This window comes from Rhizorhapis sp. SPR117 (assembly GCF_021742065.1).
Window position 1 is genome coordinate 1 of the sequence record NZ_JAKKIE010000016.1, and the last position, 21,952, is coordinate 21,952.

The following is a 21,952-nucleotide window of genomic DNA, read 5'->3' on the forward strand; positions in this document are numbered from 1 at the left end:
GGAGTGGTTCAAACATGGGTCAAATCTCAGTGAAAATTTATGCCGCTACCGGGTCACTTCTCAGCGACAATCAACAGACTATGTCGGGCGGCCCACGAAATATAATACCCTCACGGGAAATACGTGGGGCGCGGTTCCCAGTGTTCACGCGTGATCAACCGTCCCGGCGCCAGTCGCCGGACGGTCGGAGGCAGGCAATGAACACTGTAACAAGCGACACCAAGGAATGCGGCTGGTGGGGCTGGCTCTGCCGTCCGCGAGGCCGCCGAATCACGACTACAGAACGAGCAGTCATTGCCGCCCACGGCAAGGCGCTGGCGGTCCTCACAACGGCGCTTCAGGGAGGAGGGCATCTCGACGCGGGGCGCTTCGCCGAAATGCTGGCGCTGTTCGGCGTCGTCGTAAGCGAAGACGACGGCCTTCAGGGTGCGATCCTCGCCAAGTGGGCGGAAACGATAGAGGAAAGCGTGGCGGCGGTCTCCGGGCCGACTGATCGTCGATAGGGCGAAGGATCGCTGCGCGCGCAGGCAAATGCTGGCGAATGCGTGGTGGCTAGGTGGTGTCTACGGTAATTCCGTCTCGCGTCCGAAGAGACTGCACCACAGACAAGCCACTGAATTCACAAGGAAAACTGGAGCGGGCGAAGGGATTCGAACCCTCGACCCCAACCTTGGCAAAATTGCAAAGCCCTACGCCAGAGTTTTCGATTCTTGTATAAACCACTATAAATCAAGAGTTTACGCCATTGCACTCCGCTGCTATTCTCCATAAATACCCGCCTCTTTTCGTGCGCGGTGGTGAATGGGTGGTGAACTGAAAATGCTCCAAAACACGCTAGAAACTGCCAAAATTTCCCTTACAAAGCGGACTGTAGATGCAGCTTCTCCCCGCGCCCAGCGGTATCATATTTGGGATAGTGAACTGGCCGGCTTCGGCCTTCGCGTAGAGCCGAGCGGCGTCAAATCCTTCATCGCGAAGTATCGCGCTGAAGGCGGCGGTCGGCGGGCACCCGAACGCCGCATCACCATCGGTCGTTACGGCACGCTGACCCCCGAACTGGCGCGCAAGGAGGCAAAGAAGATCCTTGGTGGCGCCGCGACCGGCGCCGATCCGGCCGCACTACTCCAGTCCAAGCGGAGGGAGATGCGGATCAGCGACCTGATCGATCTCTACGAGAAGGAAGGCTGCTACATTCAGCGCGGGAAGCGCCAAGGCGAGCCGATGAAGGCGGTGACCAAACAATACACTATTGCCCGACTGCGACACCACGTTGTGCCCCTGCTCGGCAATCGGCGAGCATCGGATGTCACTGCCGGGGACATTGAGCGATTCTTCCGAGACGTCGAAGCGGGCAAAACCGCTTGCGACAACAAGGTCGGCCCGCGGAAACGTATCATCGTTCGCGGCGGCGAAGGCGCCGCCCGCAAGGTCTTTCGTGACTTGTCCGCCGTGTTCAGCTTCGCCCGGCGGCGAGAGATCGTCACGCGGAATCCGTGCGAAACGGCTGCAGTTCGGAAGACCGACAACCACAAGGAACGCTATCTCACGTTGGAGGAGATCAAGCGCTTCGGCGACGCCTTGCGCGAACTGGAGGCGGAAGGAACAAACCGAAAAGCTCTCGACATTATGCGTTTATGGATGCTCACGGGCTGCCGACGGGAGGAAATTGCAAGCCTCAAATGGCAGGAGGTCGACTTCGACCATGGCTGTCTACGTCTCAGCGACACGAAAACGGGCAAAAGTGTGCGACCGATCGGCCAGGCGGTGATCGCGGTGCTGAAGAACATCGAACGTGACGACGCGTTCGAGTACGTTTTTCCGGCGGATCACGGTGAGGGCTACTTCCTTGGTTACAAGACTCCGTGGAAGAGGGTAGTCGAAAGAGCGGAGCTACCCGGCGTGACCCCGCACACGTTGCGGCATACGATGGGATCAACCGCGATATCTTCCGGAGAAGCCATTGCTTTCACCGGTGCAATCCTTGGACATTCCAATCCCCGATCCACGGCTATCTATGCCCATGTCCAGCATAGCCCGGCCCGCGACGCCGCAGATCGCGTAGCAGAGCGGATCGCCGCTGCACTCGACGGTATGACCGGTGCGGAAGCGGCCACACCACCAGCCGATGAGGATGAACTGTTGCTTCGCAGGGTGGCGGAAACCTTGATGCAAGGTGGTGCGGAAGCGGAGCGGCTGCGCATCGTCATCAACGCTCTCGCTCCAGCATAGAGGGCGGCGTGCTGATACGGGTGGGATCGTCGTCCTACCACTATGATTGCATTCGACCGGAGCAGCCTTCGCGAGCCGCCGAAGTTTCAGTTGCTGTTCGAATAAAACCTCAATCTGCTTCACGAGCGAGCGCCACCCAGCGGAATGGCATTCATTTGGCCCCGACCGATAGCGGAAGCGGCGTTACGCTGGATCGGCTTGCATCATGATGTCGGCACCCCGCGCGGGGATGCCGCACGTGGCGCAAGGGGGCCGATGATCACATGATCGATCGCTGGGCGGGCGCGTCCCGGTGATATGAAGGATCGAGGTTCGTGAACGATATTTGCCCAACAATGAGACGAGATCGTGTCATGCCGGTCGGACTTCCGCGATCCCGACATTGAAGCTCAAGGGAACGAGTATGGTGGAGATCAGTCTCGCCTGGCTTGCGTGCATGGAATCTCCTGGGGCTTTCACCTCGACGAAGCGTATCTCGCCATCCCGCCACAGCGTGAGGTCCGGCCAGCCCGCGCGCAGGTCATAGGGGGCCTGGGCAAACAGTTCGGCAACATCCCGTAAGCGGCGCGGCCCGAGTTGATCAAAAAGCGCGAAGACATGCTCTGCACGCACAGCGGGGTAGAAGGCGGGTGTTTCGCCCGCCGTGGCGGCGATAATCTTCCAGTTATGTTCGATCTGCGCGCGTGATGCACGAGAAACGGACCGCAGCAGGGTGCCGTGTTCGAACCGATCCTCGGGAAATGCGACATTTTGTGCATAGAGCGCCTCGATGAACGTGTCTGCATGACGTGCCGGCAGCGCATCGAACGATGCGGCCTTGAGCAGCGTCAGCATGAGCCCACCCTCCGCAGCGGCACCAGACCATCCCTGAGTGGCATAGTGATCGAGCGCGGCCATCTCGACGGGACCCATGGTACCACTCGGCAGCATTCGCCATTCCTTGCCGCTTCCTCGTTCCAGAGGGACGAGTTCGTGCTCGATGCCCAACCTGCGGGCTTGCTGTTCGAACCGGCTGACTTTCGCCGCAGGGGCCTTGCCTGTTTTCAGGCTCCTGACCTTTTGCAGTTTGGCCAGCCGTCGCGACACACCCACCTGCGGGTCGATCGTCAGCGCCTTCTCGTAGGAATCGATCGCTGCATCGACGTCGCCGGTCTGCTCCTGCATCTCGCCTTGGAGGCGAATCGCCCGAGCCTGCTTCCAAACTTCACCGCTCGCGATCGCTACGGAAAGACCGGCGAGGATCGCTTCGCGGAGCTGCGGGGCCAGCGCTGCCCCATCGACATCGATAGTCGGCCGAATAACATCGAGGTCACCCGCTGCGATTCGCTTGGCCTGCCATCCTCGCCGGTCGACCATTATGCCCTCGAAAGTATATCCAACGCGCTCGCCGTCCGTTCCGGTGAGGTACACGCACCGGTTTTCGGTATCGAAATCATAGGACTCCGCCCACCCCCGTTTCCTGGACCCAGCTGGCGATTTCCTGCCCCAGCGAAAGGTCGAAGAGAAAATAACGGCAACTGTCCGTGCTGCCGGGGGCGTTGGCCGTTTGGCAGACGGCATAGCCGCCATCGCGGGATAGACTTGTGCTTGCCATGTTCGCGCTGAATTCACGCTGGACCAGTTGCTGGCCATCCACGCCGTAGGCAATCAGGCGGCTCTTGAGACCATCGCCAAACAACCAGTCACTCAGGATAAACGTACCATCATCGGCAACATGGCCGTCTTGGGGGCGCTCCAGCCGGCCCTCGGCGAGCCTTTCACCGCCGTTCCCCATGAGAGCCCAGCTACCATGCCCCTCCTGGCGGTGCCCTCCAATCGTACCTTCCGGATTTCTGTCCAGCCAAATGAGATGGTATTGGCCATTCGGAGACGCTGCATGGGGACCAAAGAAATCGAGCTGCGGGATCCTGACAAGATTGTGACTGAAAGGTTCGATCACCAATCCGCCCGGCACGTAGACTGGCCGCCTTTTTTCGGAATCCGAATGTGTCCCGAGCAGCCTCTCGAAAAATCGCTTCATTCGCCCCCCTTATCCATCGACCTGTTTTAAGCGCCGTGGCCAAAACCACCGAGCTTCCGTTCATTGTTTGAGCCGCACGCGCTCGTCCATCAGCCAATCGAAACATTGGGCCGCATCCCAGCTCGGAAGGCTACCAGAAGCAGTCAGATCGGCGATCGCCTGTTGGTGCGCATCAGCTGGAGGGAGACCTCGGCCGTCGATCAACTGAGCCAGCTTCAGGGCGGCTTCGGATACGTGATCGCGGTGCTTCCAGAAATCGGCGGCAGCTTCCGACCAGTGCCGGCTTGCTGCGATCGCGGCCCGCAACTGTTCGTCGGAGACACGATGCCGCGCATGAGGCACTGCATTTCCGACAAGGGATCGAAGATGATCGGGCGAGAGATGGTCTTCGCTTCTGCCCTTACCCGAACGAAGCTTGCCGGCGTCGGTGAGAAGCAGTCGGCAATCCTGACAGATTGTCACTTGCCGCGCCGAGCGGAAGATCGGGGCCTCCTCACGATAAATCGAGCGGAATCGCAACGCCGTTGAGTCGCGTTCCACTTCATAATCGCTGATCTCGTGGATTTGTCCCGTCCATTTCCCTTTGCTCGAGATCCGCATGATTTCCCGCTTGCTGCGAAAACAGCAGGCGCATTGCCAATTGGCGCCAGCGCGGCGCCATGGCCCCGGCTTCTGCATCGCCTCATCATGAGCCGCGAACTCTTGCAGTGACGGCGCGCGCGCAGACGAGGTCGGTTTACTGGATTGCACCGAGCGATGGCCGTCAGCCGCGCAGGAACGCGCCCTGAGAGCTTCGGCCAAGTGGGGCAGCTCTCCACGAGCACCGACCTGTTCGCGCGCCAGATCGAGAAACATACGGGCATCCTCATCGCCCCGGACGAAATGCGAGCCGTTATGTTGCTCCCGGTCATGCAGACCGGCCCCCAGTCTTTCAGCCATCTGTTCGACAAAGCGCAGGCGTTCCCTGAATTCCGCATCCGCCTTCGCCCAGATTTCGCGGCCACGTACCAAATCCCGCTCGTGAGGACTGTGTGGCCGAGGTCTGACGAATGCCCCAATTTCGAGCGGACTGAAGCTGAAATCGCGATGCGCGCACGGCCCGAGTTCGGCCTTCATGGCGGCATCAGCCGCATTGCAGTCCACACAAACGAGCGTCTCGGCAAACCTCTCGATGAGGGGCAATACCGCGGCGCATGCGCGTTTGCGCTGACTTAACTGCGCATCGGGTACACCGTGCCATGCGCGCTCGCGCAATATTCTCATGGCGGCGTCGCCAAGGTGATCGTGATGCCACTCAAGCTGGCAAAGGACAAGCCCGCTGCCGGTCTTCCGTGCGATGTCTATTTTCGGACGCCGACAGGCGGGGCACATCCACTCGAGCGGCGTGTTCGCCCATGCCTCGTTTAAGTTCAGGCGATCGGTTTCGAAATGCTTGATCAGATACTGGGACAGGGCGCTCCAACGACCATCCCGTCGCCGAGCGATGGAATGCGCTTGCATCGCCTCGTCGTCCATTTTGAGAAACTCGGGCACGCGAAGAGTGATCTCAGGCATGTCACATCCGTGAGCCAACTATCTTATCAATTCAACCTGCTGGGGTGTGGTAGCCACTTTGCTTCGTTTCTATAAAATGACCGATATATCATCCACGGATGCCGCTGATGCCTGCCCTTGCGGTCATTTCAACTGGGCCAGGCGTCAGCCTGTAACCGTTTGAGCTTGGAAACAGGCAGAGTGCGGAACCTGCGCCACTCACCAGTCATTAATGTCCGGTGCCTATAAGAAGGATATAACCCGTGTGCAGAGGCCATGCGTGTCCGGAGATATCTTGAAACCGGCGCGCATATCGCGTACATGGGAATTGCAGGGAGACCTGTAAGGCGACTTTCCCGACCGCGTGTTTGGCGAGCGCCGTGGCTACCCAGGGCCGCAAATCCCTGGTTGCCGGCCACCATTCTCCCTCACCAGTTCCATGAGCCGCCCTTCGGGGCGGCTCTTTCTTTTAGAGAAGCTCGATCCCGAAACGATCGCGCAATCCCTGCGCATTGAGGTCCTCTGCGACAATCCATTTCCGCGCATAGGCAACGACATCCGCCAGTTGCAGCAACCGGGATGCCGCCGAATCCAGACGCGCGATCCGATTGACGCCCTTGAAGCGACCATCATCGTGGCGCGCTCGGTCCAGCTCCGTCTGAAACGCGGGATGGTCATTGTGGTGATTAACGTCGGTGATGACGTCGATATTGGCAATCGTGTTCTGGCCCAGAACCGTACGGAACCGCTTCAGCCCGATTTTCACCGTTTCCACGACAGCTTGCGCATAGAGGATCGGCGGATCGCCATCCTGCATGGCGAACTTCTGGTTGAGCAGGATGATGCGGTCCTGCGGCGCCTCGTTCCAGAGGCGATGCAGCAATCCCTGCAGATAGCCGTCGCTCATATTCGCCGCGTGGACCTCGTTGACATTGGCTTCGAGCAGATCGCTGAAGCATTTGTCGATCCGGCCCGCCTCACTGGCGAGCACGAACACCGCGCCGAGATGGAAGGGCGCTGTTCCCGCCGTTCCAAACTCGTCGATAAAGCAAAGCACCTTCTTGTTGAGACGAACCGCCACTCAGCCCTCTTCTGCCGACGTTGCAGCGATTTTCGTCCGGCGGCGAACGCCGGGGCGCGCTACGGCCTTGCGGACCGCGCGGGCTTCTTCAGCGGCTTCACGGAAGTCGGGTTCGATCTCGGCGAGGCGCTTTACAAGCCCCTGTAGGTCATATTCGTTTGAGATCTTGCCCCGGTGCGATGCGCGCCGTTCGATACGCTGGACGAAACCAGCTTCCTCCAGTTCAGCGATATAACGCTGGACTTGCCTCTCGCTGAGGCCAAGGCGCTGGGCCAGATCAGCCTTTTTGGGGAAAGGCTTGCGACCGGCGTCCCACCAGAAGTCCGCGAGCTGGATCAACACGGCGAGCTGTGTAGGGCTGAGGCCGAGGCGGCGCTGCGCACGGAGCAGCAGCGAGGGCAAAATGCAGAAGCCCAAGGCGATTACCTTGGCTCCCCATTTTTTCTCGGACGCTGCATTGCGCGCCGATTTTTTCGCAGCGGTCGCATTCACTTCGGATTGGGTCTTGTCAGTCACTGGCGTTCTCCATATCCTGCACATGCGGCGGAAAGAGCGCCAAAACAAGATCAGGCGATCGGACATATTCATCCGGTAGGGACTAGTCAATACCGACTGGTGGGTGGAGGCCTGAATGTCCTATCTTAATAAGGACCCAAGGAAACCGGATAAGTTGGGAAGCGGATTAACCGAGTAACAGGAACCACCCGTCCTGGATGTCCGGTCGGTTTTGACAAAATTGCTCCGAATCGGCGACCTCCGTCGTCGATCTGCACAGAACCCGCTAGCGGCAAAGGCGCAGGTACGCGTTCCATTGGCAGCAACCGCCCTCGCTATCGTTCAGAATGGGATGACGCCGGCGCGATACAAGGCAAGCACCTCATCCCGGTCGACGAAATCCCGTTGGGTTTCAACCGACCAATCGGCATATTCATCACGCAGAAACGTATCGACCAGCCCGCCGATCACGGGTTCACGATCCGGGAATTGATGGGCGGTCAGATCATAGACCAGATCCTCGACCATGACCCATAGATGATGCCCGTACTGGCGATTGGTGCCCTTGATGATCCTGACATTCTCAAGGCCGTACTTTTCTTCCAGCAGGATGGTGAGAATGAGTGACACGCTCTCGCAGCTATTCTGCGGGAACAGGCCGCAAAATGGGTAGCGCAAAAGCCGTTCGCTTCGATTCCGCTCAAGGAAGCCGAGCAGCGCCATGGCGGAACGATCAAGCTCCGCCTTCTTCGGCCGTCCGCGCTTTATCATCTCGCACATCGATCCCGCCTACGAGAGAATGACCTTGGGCGCTTTGCCGGCAGAGAGCGAAAAACGGCGTAATTCGATTGGCAGCGATTCCAAGGCTTTCTCCAGATCCGGCGGTAACGGCCCTTCCGGCAGAACCAATGTCCGCCTGATGCCTGTTGGCGCATCGGTGGAATGGCTGATCAGTTGGCCGATCGCGGTATAGATCGACTGCCTGTCAGTGCGTGTCTTGACCTCGTAGATTTCGGTCATGGTCTCGCCCTTGCGGACGTACAGATCGATTAGTTTGCTGTTGAGGACCCGCTCGCCATCGGCAGAGCGAGCCTTGCGCTCTTCGAACAAGCGTTCGACCACATCGCCGTGATAAGAGATATAATCGATCTCGGAACGCCGTTGCCCCCGCCGCCGCCCGGAGCCTTCGCTATTGAAATTCTCCCACTCCGCAATCGCTTGCCGCACGGCCGGGTCATCCAGATCCCCACGGGCGACGGCATCCTTGAAGCCTTTGACGAGTTGGACGAAATGCCAGAGGCGGCCAGCGATATCCTCAGAGTCGACACGGCCTATAATGATTCCAGCCCTGTCGCTACCATCGGCGGACCTGACATCCTCAAGCGATGCCTTGGACCAGGCAAGAAAAGCACTGCGGCCAACACCGGCTTTGCCGCCACCGATGCTGCCATCGTGCAAGAGATAGATTTCGCCGGTTGCCGCATCACGCGCGAAAAACCCGGCGACCCGTGCGGAGTTGGACGTGGTGGGGATATTGATTTCGACCGTTATGATCTGGGCATGTCGCTTCGGCTCGAAGACGCCAAAGGCATTCCAGCGACGGGGAACGGCGGCCTCGTCTGCTTTGCTGAAGGCCGCCCACAAGGAGCCCGAGCCGTTAGCGTAGAGGCGTTCATCGACATTCCCGCTCGGAAATCCGATATTCCGAACTCCCTGATCCCCGAGGTGCTGGCGAACGGACGTCTCCATCGCTTTTTGCGCATCGCGTTTTTCGCGTACATCCTCGACCATCAACAGCATTGCGCATCCCCTCCCTTTGGCGGGGATCGCGGTCCCCAATATGCCTTCACAATTCGGCGCGCTTTACGCAATGATGGAATCACCATGGACAATCTGAGCGTAATCATCCGAACCGCACCGGCGAGTTGCTGGTCATGCGGTGCCGACACAAGGATTGTTTCGTCGCTTCTTCTGACGTGCGCCCACGAAAACACCGAGTGCTCGGTCGCGGATTTTACGGACTATCCGGCGTTGGTTGGCGAATTGGACGAAGCCATCGCCGAAGTGCAGCATTTGGGAAAGATCAAGGCCCGGTTCAGTAAGACGCTGGCGCGAGCCTATATGAGCAATGGCTGCGCTCATTGCGATGCTCTGTTCGGCCAGCATTTCGAAATCCAGACCCGTTATGCCGAACAGGATTCAGCACAGCTCATCGTGCCCGTGTCAGGTGATTGGGCGGCATTATTCCGCAGCCTCCTCGCCGCCGAGGATGGTCATCTCTTCCATTTCTAACGGCGAAAGATCATCATTCGCGCGATGGACTGCGAATTCCGAGCTTAGGTTTTGCGGCCCGTGCCGGTGGCGCGGTCTCCAGCACAGGCGCCGCCTGCCGATGGACGATCTCAATAGGAGAGAATGCTGCGCGCAGCTTCGCATCGTTGAAGAATGGGCGAATGGCGTCGATATCGCGTTCGCTGACGGCCGGCTTGCGGTTACTGAGCGCAACATAGATCGACTGGACCGGCAGGGACACCGTATGCTCGGGATTATCGAGATCGCTTTCGAAGCCATCGGGCATCACGCCCATGGCGTCATCGTGCATCCGTGAGAGATCGATCGTCAGCGTAAGGACATCGGCGTCGTTACGCTCCACCCGCCATGACCTCAAAAGGCTCCACAGCAGGTAATCTTCATTATAGCGGACGATCTGCCGCTCCGATTTTTTGGCAGCTGCTTCGCCAACAAGAGCCTTGAGTTGCTCGACCGGGAGATGGGCGGAAACCGCAAGGGCCACGTTCCCGTCCTGCCCCCGGCGTGCGTGAAACAATGTACGCGACAGCGCATAGAGAATTGCAGCCTGCACTTCGCGATCCGCGTTGCGCGCACCGATGAGCATATCTGCAAGGATATTGAAGGTGTTCCGTCCCCGGTGCGCAAAATCCTTTGCACCCGTCCGCAGGAAGAAAGCCAACCACACCAGCCAGGGCGAGTCAGGAACCGCAGGCAATTTCCCATCAACTGCCTTGGCCAGTTGAATGAACAGATCGAAGCCGGCGAGCGGTACGCGGTATGCGCGAGCGCCGGACAAGGCATCGAACCATTTGAGGGCGCGTTCCCGCCGTTCCGCGTTCACATTCGCACCGGCGACCACAAACTCGATGACCTCGGGTGTCACTGCAGAGGTCAGGGTCTGGAGCCAATTGGCACCATAACCGCCGCGCTGGAGAAGGTCGGTTTCGATCAGATGCTCGGCCGCGAGAAACTCCTGGATCGAACGATGAAAATAGATCGTCTGCGCGCCTTTTTCGATGAGGCACCCTTGGATCAATTCCCGGCGCATTTCCTCCTTCTGGAGCGAATGGCTGATGTCGCGAGTCGCTTCGTCGCATAGCGATTGGGGGATGTCGTTCAGGGTCGTCGTCGATGCTCCCCCGCGTTCCCACAGCCACCAGGCAAGGCTCGCGTTGAACCGGCGCCTGACCTTGATTGGAAAATCCTTGTCACGCCCGCGTTTCTCCAGTTCGCGCAGCAGGAGATAATGCACGAAGCTGTCGAACAGCTCATAGACCGACATATCGGTGCGGAGCTGGGCGGGGTGCGCGGCGATCTCGCACAGCATCTGCGCATGGACAGGTCGTTCGAGAAGCTGGTCAAACCGGCCTGAGACGAGTTCGGCAACGCGCTGCTCGACCCATTTGGGATCGGTCGCGGGACCATCCTGTTCCTCCGCCGCTCGGATCGGGAAGTAGCGCTCGACATAAGACCGCGCTTCATCAGGTGTGAAGCCGCGAATCTCGACATGTCGATAGGCCCGCCGCCCCGGCGTCGGAATCGATCGACCTGCTGGAGTGGTCTGGACGCCATCTATGACGGCCTTGAATTCCACATCGTCATGAAAGGCGGTGTCGCGGCCGAGCACGAGGATGCGGGCGTCGCCCTGATCCAGCTTCATGAGTTCGGCGAGGACAGTCTGAAACTTCGATGGGGTCAGACCATGCTTCATCTCGTCGAAGCCATCGTAAATGACGAGAAAACGGCCGTTGCGATTGAGGGCGGCGAAGGTGTCGAAATGATAGCCAGGGACGCGGTGCTGGCTGGCGAATACCTTGCCCAGCAGGCCCTCCAGGGATTGCTCATCTGCAATCTCGCCGAGACGCACCAATATGGGGACGCGCGCCGTTGGATCTTCCAGTGCTCGTGCGGCCATAGTGGCAGCCAGATAGTTGGCGAATGTCGATTTGCCTTTGCCATAAGGGCCAAGGACGAAAAGCGGCGGTGCGTCCTGCTCGGCCTGCCATGCCTCGACATAGGCGGCCAGGTCCTCACCGGTGGCGGTCTCCGGCGGGACATAATATTCGGCAAGCCGGCTGCGCTGGTGCGCTTCGACAAGTGCCTTTAGATAAGGGTCGAGCCGCATCAGACGCCGCTGTAGTTCGGCGAACGTCATCGCCTGAAGCCCGCGTTGGCTCTGTGCGGCCTTCCGGCCTTCCGGCGTGATCGGGCCTTGCGAGACGAGCCATGCCTGATCGATCGTGTCGTTCGAGATCAACGGCCCATAATCATAGGCAAACTGGCTGCACTCCCCGAGCGTCAGACTGCCGGAATAGGCTTTCGTCTCGAAGGCGTAGCGCTGTTCGCCCGCTACCTCGTCGCGCAGCCAGACGGCGGATACGTCGGCATTCTTGTAGCCGAGTTGGACTTCCGTTTCCGTGTGCGAGAAGCCGGCAGCGCGCAGGAGTTGGGCAACGGCATCGCGAAATGCATTTCCCTTTTGCGTCGCACTCATCGCCGCGCCTCGCTCACAACCGCCACCAGGGATAAACGGGCCGACCATCGCGCGTGGACCGCATGGTAACGATCTCTTCTGAAATCCGGTCGTCGATCTGCGACAGCAATTCCTGCTCGCGGCCCAGAATATTCTGTCGCTGCTCGACACCGTGCTCCCACTGCAACTGCTCTCGGCAGTCCATGAGCGCGGCCCGTTCAACCATCACTGTCGGATGGTGGTAGAGCCAGTGCAGAAACGGCAGTGCATCGCCTGTAGCATGCCAGAGTTTTCCATAGTCTCGCGCATAGTCGTGTGCGACCTCGGGCATGGCGTGATTGGAGCCATGCCATATCGACAGCGGCTCAGGATCGGGATGTCCGCAGAGAATGTCGGCGATATAGAAGTTCGCGGTAAATGCCCGGCGTAACTGGGTGGCGGCAGCAACATATTTGTTTTGCCTGAAGCGCAAGAGGCCCAGATCATACGCGCAGGGCGGATAGTGTTCGGCCCAGCTTTCCAGCAGGAAACCGGCCCTTTCCGGTTCGCGGTTACGCAGATATTCCGATCCCAACAGGTAACGGACGCCCTGATTATCATCGGGATTGAGCGACAGCATGCGCTCCATCAGGGTAAGGCCCGCTTTGCGCTTCTTGAGGCGAAGCTGCGCCAGCGCCGCACCGTGCAGCGCGCGAAGGAAAGGCCGGTTGTCCAGTTCGTACCAGGAGAGAGTGCCGGAATAATCTACGGGAATAGCGGCTTCACCCACCGCGATCCCGCGCTCATAGGAGGATAAGGCGGCTCTGGTTTTCCCCGATGCGAGCAAGGCATGCCCCAAATGAGCATGGCCGTCGATATATTCGGGACTATCCGTCACGATCGCCTTGAGTTCGGCGATGTAGGCCGGATCAGAGAGCATCCTGGCGCTGTGCCGATCAAGCACATCGTCCAGCCGCTTTTCTGCCTGGTGGAGAAGGTCATCGACTGAGAAGCGGCCAACACCGTCTATGATCTGAAATCCAATCCCCATCCGTGTTCGGCCTCCTTGCGCATCAGTTCGCGATTCAACTGCCTGTCATATTCATCGAAGCGATTTTGACGATGTTGCCGTTCTCTGGCGATCTACTTCAAAACCGTCGTACCGACAGCGCGCTAGAGGCCACCAATGTGCGTCATTCGGCAATGGCCGTGTCGACCTTCTTGGGCGGTTAGCCAGTTTCATTATTCAATGATCTACTTCTCGCCCGAGATCGGCTGTCGAAAGCGGATCGGCACGACCCTCTGGTCGAGATAGCCTTCGGAGAGGCCAGCGATCGCTTCGACATCTCGCAAATTGAGGCCGAGAGAGGCTTCGATCTGGGCACGTGTATGCACGCCATGCTCTACCAGCATGCGCAGGCCTTCCGCGAGAACACCCGGCTGGTTAACCGGGAAAGCATCATCCAGCGGCTCAACTTTCCGAATGCGCTGAGCATTCATTTGACGAAACAGGTAAGAGAACTGGTTCTCGGATAGTATTCCGAGATCCCGGCTTCGGTAAGCCATCGCCGCAATGGCCACACCCCACCGCGCTTTGAGAGATTTGAAGAAGGCGAGGGAACTGCCGAGCACTTCCTGGCTGAAAGACTCGCGTGGAAGCAAGAACGCGCTCGCGAACCGGTTCGCCTGCTTTTCGATCATATCCAGGTTCGTGCCGTTTACCTCGACATCCGGATGGAGAACGAGGTGGCCTAGTTCATGAGCGAGATTAAACAGATCACGTGGCCCGCTAGTTATCTCCTTGGACAGGAGGACAATCGCGCGACCACCGATCCAACAGCTAACAGCATCCATATCCTGACAGCGGACAGGTTCACGAACGAGAAGAATCCCATTCGCTTCCATAACCGCTCCCAGGCTGCGAATTGGTCCCCGGCCCAGCCCCCAATGATCGCGCAATTTTTCGGCGGCACGCTCGATGTCATCTTCATCGCCGTTATCCGCGTCAAACTCGAACTCGGGGAAGTCCACCGCTGGCAAGTCGATGAACCGCTCCAGCAGCATGCCGATGTCCCCGGCCCACTGCATCCGCCGGACGATACGGCGACGGTGGTGCTGCTCCATGCGTTTCAGGCTTCGGAAAAATGGTGAACGTAGTTCGCCCGGTCGAACCGGCATGCTGGTGAAAAAGGAAATCGGCTGCCCGGTTTCCGCGATGATCTTACTCATCGTCTCGCCACCCGGTGATGCCTGGCCAGTTTCGAACTGGGCAACCGCCTGTCGGCTGACGCCTATGATCTCCGCAAGATTTTCTCCAGAAAGACCACGGGCTTCTCGGGCTTCCCTGATCCGCTCGGGAATCGGCTTGGCTCCCGCCGAGGCGGGAGCGTCTCGATCATTACTCATGTCGTCACCAATAATCAGGCGCTGTGATCGGAATCCGACTCTATATCGTCCTTCCGCAGCGCTTCCTCGATATGATCGCGAAAACGCAGAACGACAGCGGGCGTCGGAGTTTCCGACACTATTGTTTCGATCGCCGATCCCAGCCGGTTGATGATGTTCGTCCGGGCAAGCCAACTGTTACGGCCAGCTTCCGGCATACCCCAGCAAAGATGCGTCAGCTCGCGACCAGTCGCGCCAAAGGTGAGCCAGGCATACATTTCGGGAGTCGGGTCAGGGCGAATCGGGACTACGACCGGATCTCGCATGAACAAGTCCAGTTGGTTGCTCAAGCGCTGGTCTTGACGCGTCGGCGTTTCCTCCGGAAACGCGATAGGGTTGTCGGTGCGGCAGATATGGGCGCGGTAAGCTCCGGAGCGCAACTCAACCCAGTGACCGCCGCCAAGCGGCATTCTGGTCATTTCGGAGGCAAAGGGGAGATTGCCGGCCTGACAGCTTTCATGGACACTGAAGAGAACGGCGGCGCGGCGGATATGGCCACGGATATCGCCGCCGATCAGGGATGCAAGGAAGGACTCGTGATCCATTACGTCACTCGCCAGGATAATTGCCTGCGATATGATTCGGACGAGTGCGGCATCCGTGTTGGGCGGGAATGCCTCGTCCAGTTGGTCCTGAAAAATTGCCATGCCTTGCGCCTCGAAAAATTCTGCAAGTGCATTCCCGATTTATCGACCTCACGTCAAGTGAATTGTTGAAATCTTCATACGGTAGTCGACATGAAAGGACTGGAATGAAGATCGGGCTCGCCAATCTCGGTTAGCTTGCTCCGTGAAGGGGCGAACATACGCCGCACCGCTAGGCATCGCCACGCAGATGTGCCGAGACCAGCGAAACAGGGTTTGGTCGGAGCGCATGGGAGATAAAACGCCGGTTCCGAAGGGAAGCGCTTATACCCCAATGGAGAATGCAACATTAGGGTAGGTATTTAACATCACTGATGTGAGAATTCAGCGAGGAGAAGTATCGGTGATGCCGCTAGGATGGAAGAAGGCCGCCACGCCGGGGGAAGCGTGACGGCCTTTCCCGCCTGGCGGCGGTGAGCCGGGGGCTGCGGCCACCGCCGCAGCGGATCAGCGCAGGGAAGCGATCGACGTGACCGCGCTGTTCCCCACGGCCGATGCGGAGACACTGTTTCCGGTGATGCCAAGCCTGCTGGCGGTGAGAGGACCGGATACAGCCTGGAAGGTGGCGCCGCTCACCTGGGCGATGATCTGTCCGCTATTTGCCTGCACCGATCCGACCGCCGCCGGAGGCAAGGCGCCGAGCGACGCCAGCCTCATGCTGTTGGTCGCGCTGTTGCCAACCGCAGAGGCCAAAACATTATTGCCGTTGAGCACCAGTTGACTGCCATCGGCACCGATGCAGTTGAGCGCCACCTCATGGACGCTGTTCTCGCTGAGCGCTGTCACATCGCCGGTATTAAGCTGGCTGTTGGCCATCGCCGCCGCTGCCGAGACCATCCCGGAAGCCGTCAGCGAGGCGCTGGCCATGGGCCCGTCGAAGGCAGGCGTGCCAGCGAGAGTCAGGCTGTTCGAAGCGACATTGCCGCGCGCCCTCGCACTGGTCGTATTGCTGTCGATACGCGTCTGCGCATCGGACAAGGCGTCGCCAGCATATCCAAGCTGGGTCGCGGCGGTGGCCAGCACGCCGGCATGGCTTTCCTGGGTATTGGCCAGACCTGCGCTCGCGGCCCCACCCGATGCTGCAACCGCCGACAGGTCGTTGATCGCCTGGTTCGCTACCGCCTCAGCCACTGTGCTGTTGCCGTTCAGCACATAGCGCGAGCGGGCCAGGACGGCAGCATCATCGGGATTGCCAGCGAGGGTCAGCGCCGTCGCGGCGACGCGACCATCGGCCAACTGGTTGTTGGCCAGCACATGATCGCCAACAGCGAGGCCCGGCACGTCCGGATCGGTGAACAGCTCCGCATTGGCGCCGCTCAGTTCCCCGATCTGAACAGCATTGATGGCCATCTGGTTTGCGGCGTCGTTCATATGGGCAAGCGCCGTGTTACTGTTGCTCCCCACCCTGACCGAGCCGTCGACGACATAGCCGGTGGCGTCGATCACGAGATCGGAGGTGGCCGACAGGTCCGCGACGCCGATCTGGGTCGAGGACAGTGCCGATCCCGGCGCCCTGTCCATTGCGCCGCCCAGCGACGTCGCCTCGATGATCAGATCGTTCGACGCGAGATTGGCGAGCGCGGTCGCGGCCTGACTGTTTCCCTCGATATCGACTGACGAGCGGATGATGCTGTCGCCGACGCCGGCCAGGTGGCCGGCGATATCGGAGGAAATCTGCTGGATGCCGCCTTCTTCGCCTTCACCCGAACCTGTGCCCGAGCCTGCGCTCTGGTAATTCGCGAGCGCATAATCGGCCGAAGCAACGAGATCGTCATAGGGAAGGCCTGCCTCCGCATCATAGTGACCGCTGGCGCTGATGAGTTGATTGCCGGTCACGCCAAGGCTGTTCGAGACGCTGTTCGCGATCGCGACGCCTTGCGTGTCATTGCGCGCCACCGTCAGGCGGGATCCGACCACATCACCCTGCGCGAGGATGTAAGCCCCGGCCACGTCATCGACGTCGGCAATTGTCACCCGAACGTCACCGTCTCCGATCTGAGCGGAATTGAGGTCGGCGGCGGTAGCGATAGTGTTGGCGTCGAGCCAAAGGCCATTGTTGCCGCTGTTGCCCGTCGTCGCGACCCTGGTGGCATTGTCGAGCAGCGCAACGCTGGAATCGACGATCGCCGCCTCGGTCGTGACGCCTGTAGCATTCTCGAATGCCGTGGCTTCGACGGGCGCGGTGAACGTCTGGGCATTCTGGACGCTGAAGGGCGCCGTAACCGTCATCTCGCCATAGGGGGTATATCGCGCTGTTCCGACATATTCAGGCCATTCACCGCCTTCTTCGCCTCCGTAGCCATCGGGAGCGCTGATCGCGGTCGCTTCGACGGACAGGAGATTGGCGTCCGAACGGTTGGCAATCGCCGTCACCTGGACGCTGTTGCCGGCCACCGAGGGGCTCGAGCCCACCAGGTCGCTCGACAGATTCAGGGTCGTGCCGCCCAGCGCGTCGGCACTGGTCGCGCCGCCGGCAGCCTGGACGTTCGTCACATTGACGACGGCGCCATAGCCGGCGTCGATGCTGTTGGCCGTGAGCGCCACGGCATTCTTCGCATCGTTGCCATAGGCCGCCGCGGCAAGCGCGTTACCGTCGGCGCTCATGGAGGAGTCGACCACGGAATCAACCGCGACCGTTCGGAATCCTCCATCGGCATTCGCTCGCACGTCGCTGTCGGCCCGCTGATCGGAGAGAACGGCATAGGCCGCGTTCACCTCAGTGCCGCCATAGGGCGTGATGATCGATGGTGTTCCGCTGGCCGAGGCGTTCTCGATGCCCAGCACATCGGTCGAGAGCGCATTGTCCACTCTGTTCCCCGTGGCGATGGCCCGCTGGAGATTGCCGTCGATCGCGATGTCGCTGTCCACCACTTCCTGCGTGATGATGCGCGACAGCCCCGCCATATCGGCCGAGACATCCGATCCATAGCCAATCGATTGCCGGCTCGCGATGCCCGCGCCCGTGCTTCCGTCATTGCCCGACAGGCTGAGCGTACTGGCCGCATTATTACCGGCGGCGAGCGCTTCTTGTCGGTTATCGGCGATGGCCAGGCTGCTGTCCACGACACCATCGGCGGTCAGGCCGACATAGGTGAAGTCGGCATCGGCCATGACGGGTGCATAATCGGTGGTCTGCTGTGCGGCGATCACTGCGGGCGCATAGGCGGTGACGCCATTCGCATCTACGGCAAGATGGGTGTCGACCCAAACCGTAGAGAGGTCGAGTGTATCCGGCGCGAGCGTATTGTCTTGCCGGTTTGCGGTTGCGGATGCAGCGATGCTGTTGCCGGACAGGCTTGCACTCGCCTGCGTCGGCTCGACGACGGCCTCGATCACCGGATCGACGGCGGTTGCCTCGACGGCCCAATCGGTCGTCGACTGGTTGTTCGCGATGATCTGCGCACCTTCGGCATCGATCTCCGGCGACGAAGGGGAAACGGCCAGCGCCGGGGCGGCGAGAGCGGCGGAAAGCGCGGCGAAAGCGCTGCCGAAGAAGAGACGGCGCGAACGATGCGCGGTAGAACGATCATGTGTCATGGAATGAACCTTTCGTGAGAAAAATGGATGTGGTCAGGGGGCTGTGTCCGGTGGGCGCCTCCTCTTGGCTGGAGAGAAGCGTCAGCGACCGAGCCGCAGCACCGCGAGGCGTTGCAGACCGGGGCTATCGGGCACGATCGCGGGATCGGCAGGGCCAGGACGCCAGGACGTAGCAACCGTTTCTTGCGCGATACCGCGCCGCACGAGCGCCGCGACCAGCGTGGCTATTCGCCGATCGATCAGGGCATCGCGCGCGCCAGGGTCGAGATTTTCCGTGTCGCGAGCGACGATCGTCACCGTGGTGGAACCGCGAGCTGTCGCGGCAGCGATCCGATCGAGGAGAGCGGCGGCCGAACCGGAGAGATCGGCCGAGCCTATCTCGAAGGGAAGCCGGATGCTGTTGCCGCCAGCCGATTCACTTACCGTGCTCGGTCCGTTGAAGGCCGCCGATGTGCCGGCCGGACGTGCTGGCGCGGGCTGCGGCTCCACGGCAGGCAGTTCCGCCTGTCCCGTCTCGGCCTTCCAGGATGCCTGCGCCATACAGGGCGCCGGATTGATCCGTGCGACCGTGCTCACCAGTCGCAGGGTCGCTTCTTCCAGTGCCGTGCGTATCCCGAGCTGAAGCGGTTCCTGGCCTTTGGCGCCGACATTGATGTCGAACAGATTGGAACCGAAAAAGCGGAAGACGCCGAACCCGGTCTCGTAGCCGGTAAACTGCTTGGTGAGGCTGATCGTCCGCACCACCAGCAGCGAACGCGTATCGACGATGCGCAGGTCGATCGCGACGCTCTGAGTGTAGGTGCGAACCTTTGGGCCGACGCTGCCGACCGCTGCCTCCGCACCACCCGAGCGGATATCGTAATTGAGTTCGGTGATGCCCCCGACGATGTAATAATCGGAGGCCTGGATGCTGCCGCCGAAATAGGGAAGCCATGGCACGCTCTGCCGTCCCGACGAGGCGGGAATGTCATGCGCGTCACCGTCGCCGAGCTGGCGACGATCGAGATAGCCGAGTTCACGTTCGGCGATGGTCGGATCGAAGCGTTCGGCCAGGCGCACCGCGCCGCCCAGCTTGCCAAGCGCCGAGGACACCATGAGTGCGCCGCCCTGGGTGATGGCGTTGCCCTCGTTGACCGAATATTTGCCGGTATAGTCGCGCACGTCGCCAACCGCGACCACGAGGGGCGTTCCCCCGCGGCCCGCGATCTGGTGTGCAAGACAGGCGAGTGGCGCGTCCATTGGCGTCCGGTTGTCTCGCACCGCAGGCCCAAGAAGCACCGGCTCCTCCCCAGACGCGAGCCGTTGCTGCTGCATCGAGACGCAGCCAGGCAGAGCAAGTGCCGCAAGGGACACGCCGGCCAGCCGTCCCCAGCCGCCCACTCCCTTTCCGGTCCAAACCCGGGCGGTTGCACCGGCGCCCATCAGTTGAGCATCCCGAACATGCAGGCGGTCGACGCGTTGACGCTTGCCGACTGATCGCCGCTGTTGGTCTGAGTAGAATTGAGCGCCTGGGTGACAGTGCCCGAACCGGTGGCGGAGGTGTCGCCCCGGACGGAAGCGCTGACCATGCCGCTATTGGCCTGGTCGATGCCCGCTGATGCCCCCGAGCCGGTCGAAACATCGGTCTCGCTCAGATTTCCATTGGCGGTGGAGGTGGCGCCGGTGACCGTGGGCGAATTGGCCAGAGCCGTTTGCGAATCCGCGTTACCGGTCGCCGACGAGGTGATGTCGCAATTATACTGCCGTTGGATCGTCGTGTTATAGACGGGCGCCTGATAATAGCCCGACCGCCGTTTCGCGATGAGATCGGCGATCGCCGCCAGATTGACCCGGTCGGCCGAGGTGCGGAATTGCCAGGCGTAGCTTTCACCGTAATTGTTGGCATGGGCCGGCGTGAGCGTCATGCCGGACAGCAGCGCGATCGTAGCCGCTCCGGCACGCAGGAATCGACTTGTCATGAACATCATCCCCGTTGCCTCGGCACAGCGCCGGGGCTTCGGGGGCAATCAAGAGACGCACAAAATCACGGAGGGCAACAAGGATTTGATGCCCTCGCAGGCTGGCGAAGCAAGACAGGGAATAGCGTAAGCGGATCAGTGGCGGTGTATAGGGTTGCCGTGCCGATGGCATCCAGCACCGACCAACCACGGTGATCTCTTGCGTCAACCATGCGCAAGCATTATGTTCAACGGAAATAAAATTTGTTGGACAGAGCGTATGGGCAAACATCATTTGATCAGCGGCGCGAAGAGCGGAAGAACGGTACGTGGTGGCGCTGCCCGCGTCGTAAGGAGCGGCCAGATCGCCACCGTCAATGCCGGGCGTGTTGAGGCGGTAATGGCGGCTGCCGAGCGCTCCGGGCTTCTGGAAGAAAAGAGTGGTCGAATCGGCGGCCGGGTGAGCCAGACTCTTGTAAAGCGCGCCAAGGCGCTGACGGGCATTGAGACGGATACCGACCTTATAGAATTTGCGCTTGCCAATGTTGCGTTGGAAGATGGTTTCGCCGAACGTTTCAAGGCGGCGCGCGGCAAGGTGGAACCGGATATCGACCTCGGATTCTGACATGCCCGCTTTTGATATCCGCGCGGCCCTGCGCTGGTCGCGTTTCGACCCGCGCCGAACCCTCGCGCGCCGGCCGGATGATGCGCTTCCCTTTGCAAGCGTGGAGGAATTGGCGGGGCAACCGCTGCTGCTCGATACATGCGTCTATATCGATCAGCTTCAAGGGCGCGCCCCTTCGCTCGTCGAGGAATTGATCGACAAGCGGCAGGTCAACCATTCCACGGTGGCCATTCAGGAATTAACTCATACGATCGGCGTACTCGATCCTGTCGATGCGCGTACTGCACAGGTCATCGCCGTCATCCGGGACCAGATCGAGGCGATGCCGGACCATCGCACATTTGCCCCTGATGTCGATGTCTTGGGCAGGGCAGCGCTGCTCGCCGGAATGCTGAGTCGCCTGCAGGGCTATGCGAAGGATGCACGGATGAAAGCGCTGCACGATTGCATGCTCTTCCTTCAGGCCCACAAGCTTGGGTTTACCGTGCTCACGGCCAATCTGGCCGAGTTCGACCTGTTACTACAGTTAGTGCCTACCGGACGGGCGTTGTTCTATCGCCCCGATTGATCGCATATAATCCGTCAAGCCGGCTTTGAACGCGGTCATCCAAAACGCGGCATTAGCAAGGTCCGATCCGGATATTGGAAATCTCGAATTGCTG

19 protein-coding genes are annotated in these 21,952 nt (G+C 60.3%); 5 read left to right on the forward strand and 14 right to left on the reverse strand.

Features of this window, described 5'->3' with window-relative positions:
• Positions 1–197 precede the first annotated feature (197 nt).
• Complete coding sequence (locus L3X40_RS08145; RefSeq protein ID WP_237365144.1) at positions 198–503, forward strand: hypothetical protein; 306 nt, start codon at positions 198–200, stop codon at positions 501–503.
• Positions 504–819: 316 nt separating this feature from the next.
• Entirely contained in the window at positions 820–2,229 is a 1,410-nt protein-coding gene (locus tag L3X40_RS08150) for a tyrosine-type recombinase/integrase (RefSeq protein WP_237365145.1), read from the forward strand.
• Between the two features lie 351 nt (positions 2,230–2,580).
• Here the strand turns inward: L3X40_RS08150 and L3X40_RS08155 are convergent, their stop codons facing one another.
• The 7 genes from L3X40_RS08155 to L3X40_RS08185 all read right to left on the reverse strand — a co-directional run bounded on the left by L3X40_RS08155 (position 2,581) and on the right by L3X40_RS08185 (position 9,158).
• Entirely contained in the window at positions 2,581–3,585 is a 1,005-nt protein-coding gene (locus L3X40_RS08155) for a VRR-NUC domain-containing protein (RefSeq protein ID WP_237365146.1), read from the reverse strand.
• A 76-nt stretch (positions 3,586–3,661) separates the two neighbouring features.
• On the reverse strand, positions 3,662–4,249 hold the full coding sequence (locus L3X40_RS08160; protein WP_237365147.1) for a hypothetical protein: 588 nt from the start codon (positions 4,247–4,249) through the stop codon (positions 3,662–3,664).
• Between the two features lie 60 nt (positions 4,250–4,309).
• Entirely contained in the window at positions 4,310–5,803 is a 1,494-nt protein-coding gene (locus L3X40_RS08165; protein WP_237365148.1) for a hypothetical protein, read from the reverse strand.
• A 448-nt stretch (positions 5,804–6,251) separates the two neighbouring features.
• A complete protein-coding gene (locus tag L3X40_RS08170; protein WP_237365149.1) occupies positions 6,252–6,863 on the reverse strand; it encodes a DUF3800 domain-containing protein in 612 nt (203 codons plus the stop codon).
• Complete coding sequence (locus tag L3X40_RS08175) at positions 6,864–7,379, reverse strand: helix-turn-helix domain-containing protein (RefSeq protein ID WP_237365150.1); 516 nt, start codon at positions 7,377–7,379, stop codon at positions 6,864–6,866. It abuts the gene before it with no gap.
• 321 nt (positions 7,380–7,700) lie between these two features.
• Positions 7,701–8,138, reverse strand: coding sequence for a hypothetical protein (locus tag L3X40_RS08180; protein ID WP_237365151.1), 438 nt, complete (start codon positions 8,136–8,138; stop codon positions 7,701–7,703).
• Positions 8,139–8,147: 9 nt separating this feature from the next.
• Complete coding sequence (locus tag L3X40_RS08185; RefSeq protein ID WP_237365152.1) at positions 8,148–9,158, reverse strand: hypothetical protein; 1,011 nt, start codon at positions 9,156–9,158, stop codon at positions 8,148–8,150.
• Positions 9,159–9,242: 84 nt separating this feature from the next.
• Between L3X40_RS08185 and L3X40_RS08190 the strand changes: the two genes are divergently transcribed.
• A complete protein-coding gene (locus tag L3X40_RS08190) occupies positions 9,243–9,650 on the forward strand; it encodes a hypothetical protein (protein WP_237365153.1) in 408 nt (135 codons plus the stop codon).
• 13 nt (positions 9,651–9,663) lie between these two features.
• Here L3X40_RS08190 and L3X40_RS08195 read toward each other — a convergent pair whose 3' ends face one another.
• The 7 genes from L3X40_RS08195 to L3X40_RS08225 all read right to left on the reverse strand — a co-directional run bounded on the left by L3X40_RS08195 (position 9,664) and on the right by L3X40_RS08225 (position 20,686).
• The gene (locus L3X40_RS08195; RefSeq protein WP_237365154.1) at positions 9,664–12,144 is read right to left on the reverse strand and encodes an NACHT domain-containing protein; all 2,481 of its coding nucleotides are present in this window, start codon (positions 12,142–12,144) and stop codon (positions 9,664–9,666) included.
• Between the two features lie 13 nt (positions 12,145–12,157).
• Positions 12,158–13,153: a tetratricopeptide repeat protein gene (locus L3X40_RS08200; protein WP_237365155.1), complete on the reverse strand. Its 996-nt coding sequence runs from the start codon at positions 13,151–13,153 to the stop codon at positions 12,158–12,160.
• A 203-nt stretch (positions 13,154–13,356) separates the two neighbouring features.
• Complete coding sequence (locus L3X40_RS08205; protein ID WP_237365210.1) at positions 13,357–14,508, reverse strand: ImmA/IrrE family metallo-endopeptidase; 1,152 nt, start codon at positions 14,506–14,508, stop codon at positions 13,357–13,359.
• A 14-nt stretch (positions 14,509–14,522) separates the two neighbouring features.
• The gene (locus L3X40_RS08210; RefSeq protein ID WP_237365156.1) at positions 14,523–15,194 is read right to left on the reverse strand and encodes a hypothetical protein; all 672 of its coding nucleotides are present in this window, start codon (positions 15,192–15,194) and stop codon (positions 14,523–14,525) included.
• A 444-nt stretch (positions 15,195–15,638) separates the two neighbouring features.
• A complete protein-coding gene (locus tag L3X40_RS08215) occupies positions 15,639–18,728 on the reverse strand; it encodes a beta strand repeat-containing protein (protein ID WP_237365157.1) in 3,090 nt (1,029 codons plus the stop codon).
• Positions 18,729–18,809: 81 nt separating this feature from the next.
• Positions 18,810–20,150 carry a CsgG/HfaB family protein gene (locus tag L3X40_RS08220; RefSeq protein ID WP_237365158.1) on the reverse strand — a complete coding sequence of 447 codons (1,341 nt, stop codon included), beginning with the start codon at positions 20,148–20,150 and terminating at the stop codon, positions 18,810–18,812.
• Positions 20,150–20,686: a hypothetical protein gene (locus L3X40_RS08225; protein ID WP_237365159.1), complete on the reverse strand. Its 537-nt coding sequence runs from the start codon at positions 20,684–20,686 to the stop codon at positions 20,150–20,152. The genes L3X40_RS08220 and L3X40_RS08225 overlap by 1 nt, the downstream gene beginning before the upstream one ends.
• A 259-nt stretch (positions 20,687–20,945) precedes the next feature.
• Between L3X40_RS08225 and L3X40_RS08230 the strand changes: the two genes are divergently transcribed.
• Positions 20,946–21,290 (forward strand): hypothetical protein, encoded by a 345-nt coding sequence (locus L3X40_RS08230; protein WP_237365160.1) that lies wholly within the window; start codon positions 20,946–20,948, stop codon positions 21,288–21,290.
• A 1-nt stretch (position 21,291) separates the two neighbouring features.
• Entirely contained in the window at positions 21,292–21,858 is a 567-nt protein-coding gene (locus L3X40_RS08235; protein ID WP_237365161.1) for a type II toxin-antitoxin system VapC family toxin, read from the forward strand.
• Positions 21,859–21,952: the final 94 nt, after the last annotated feature.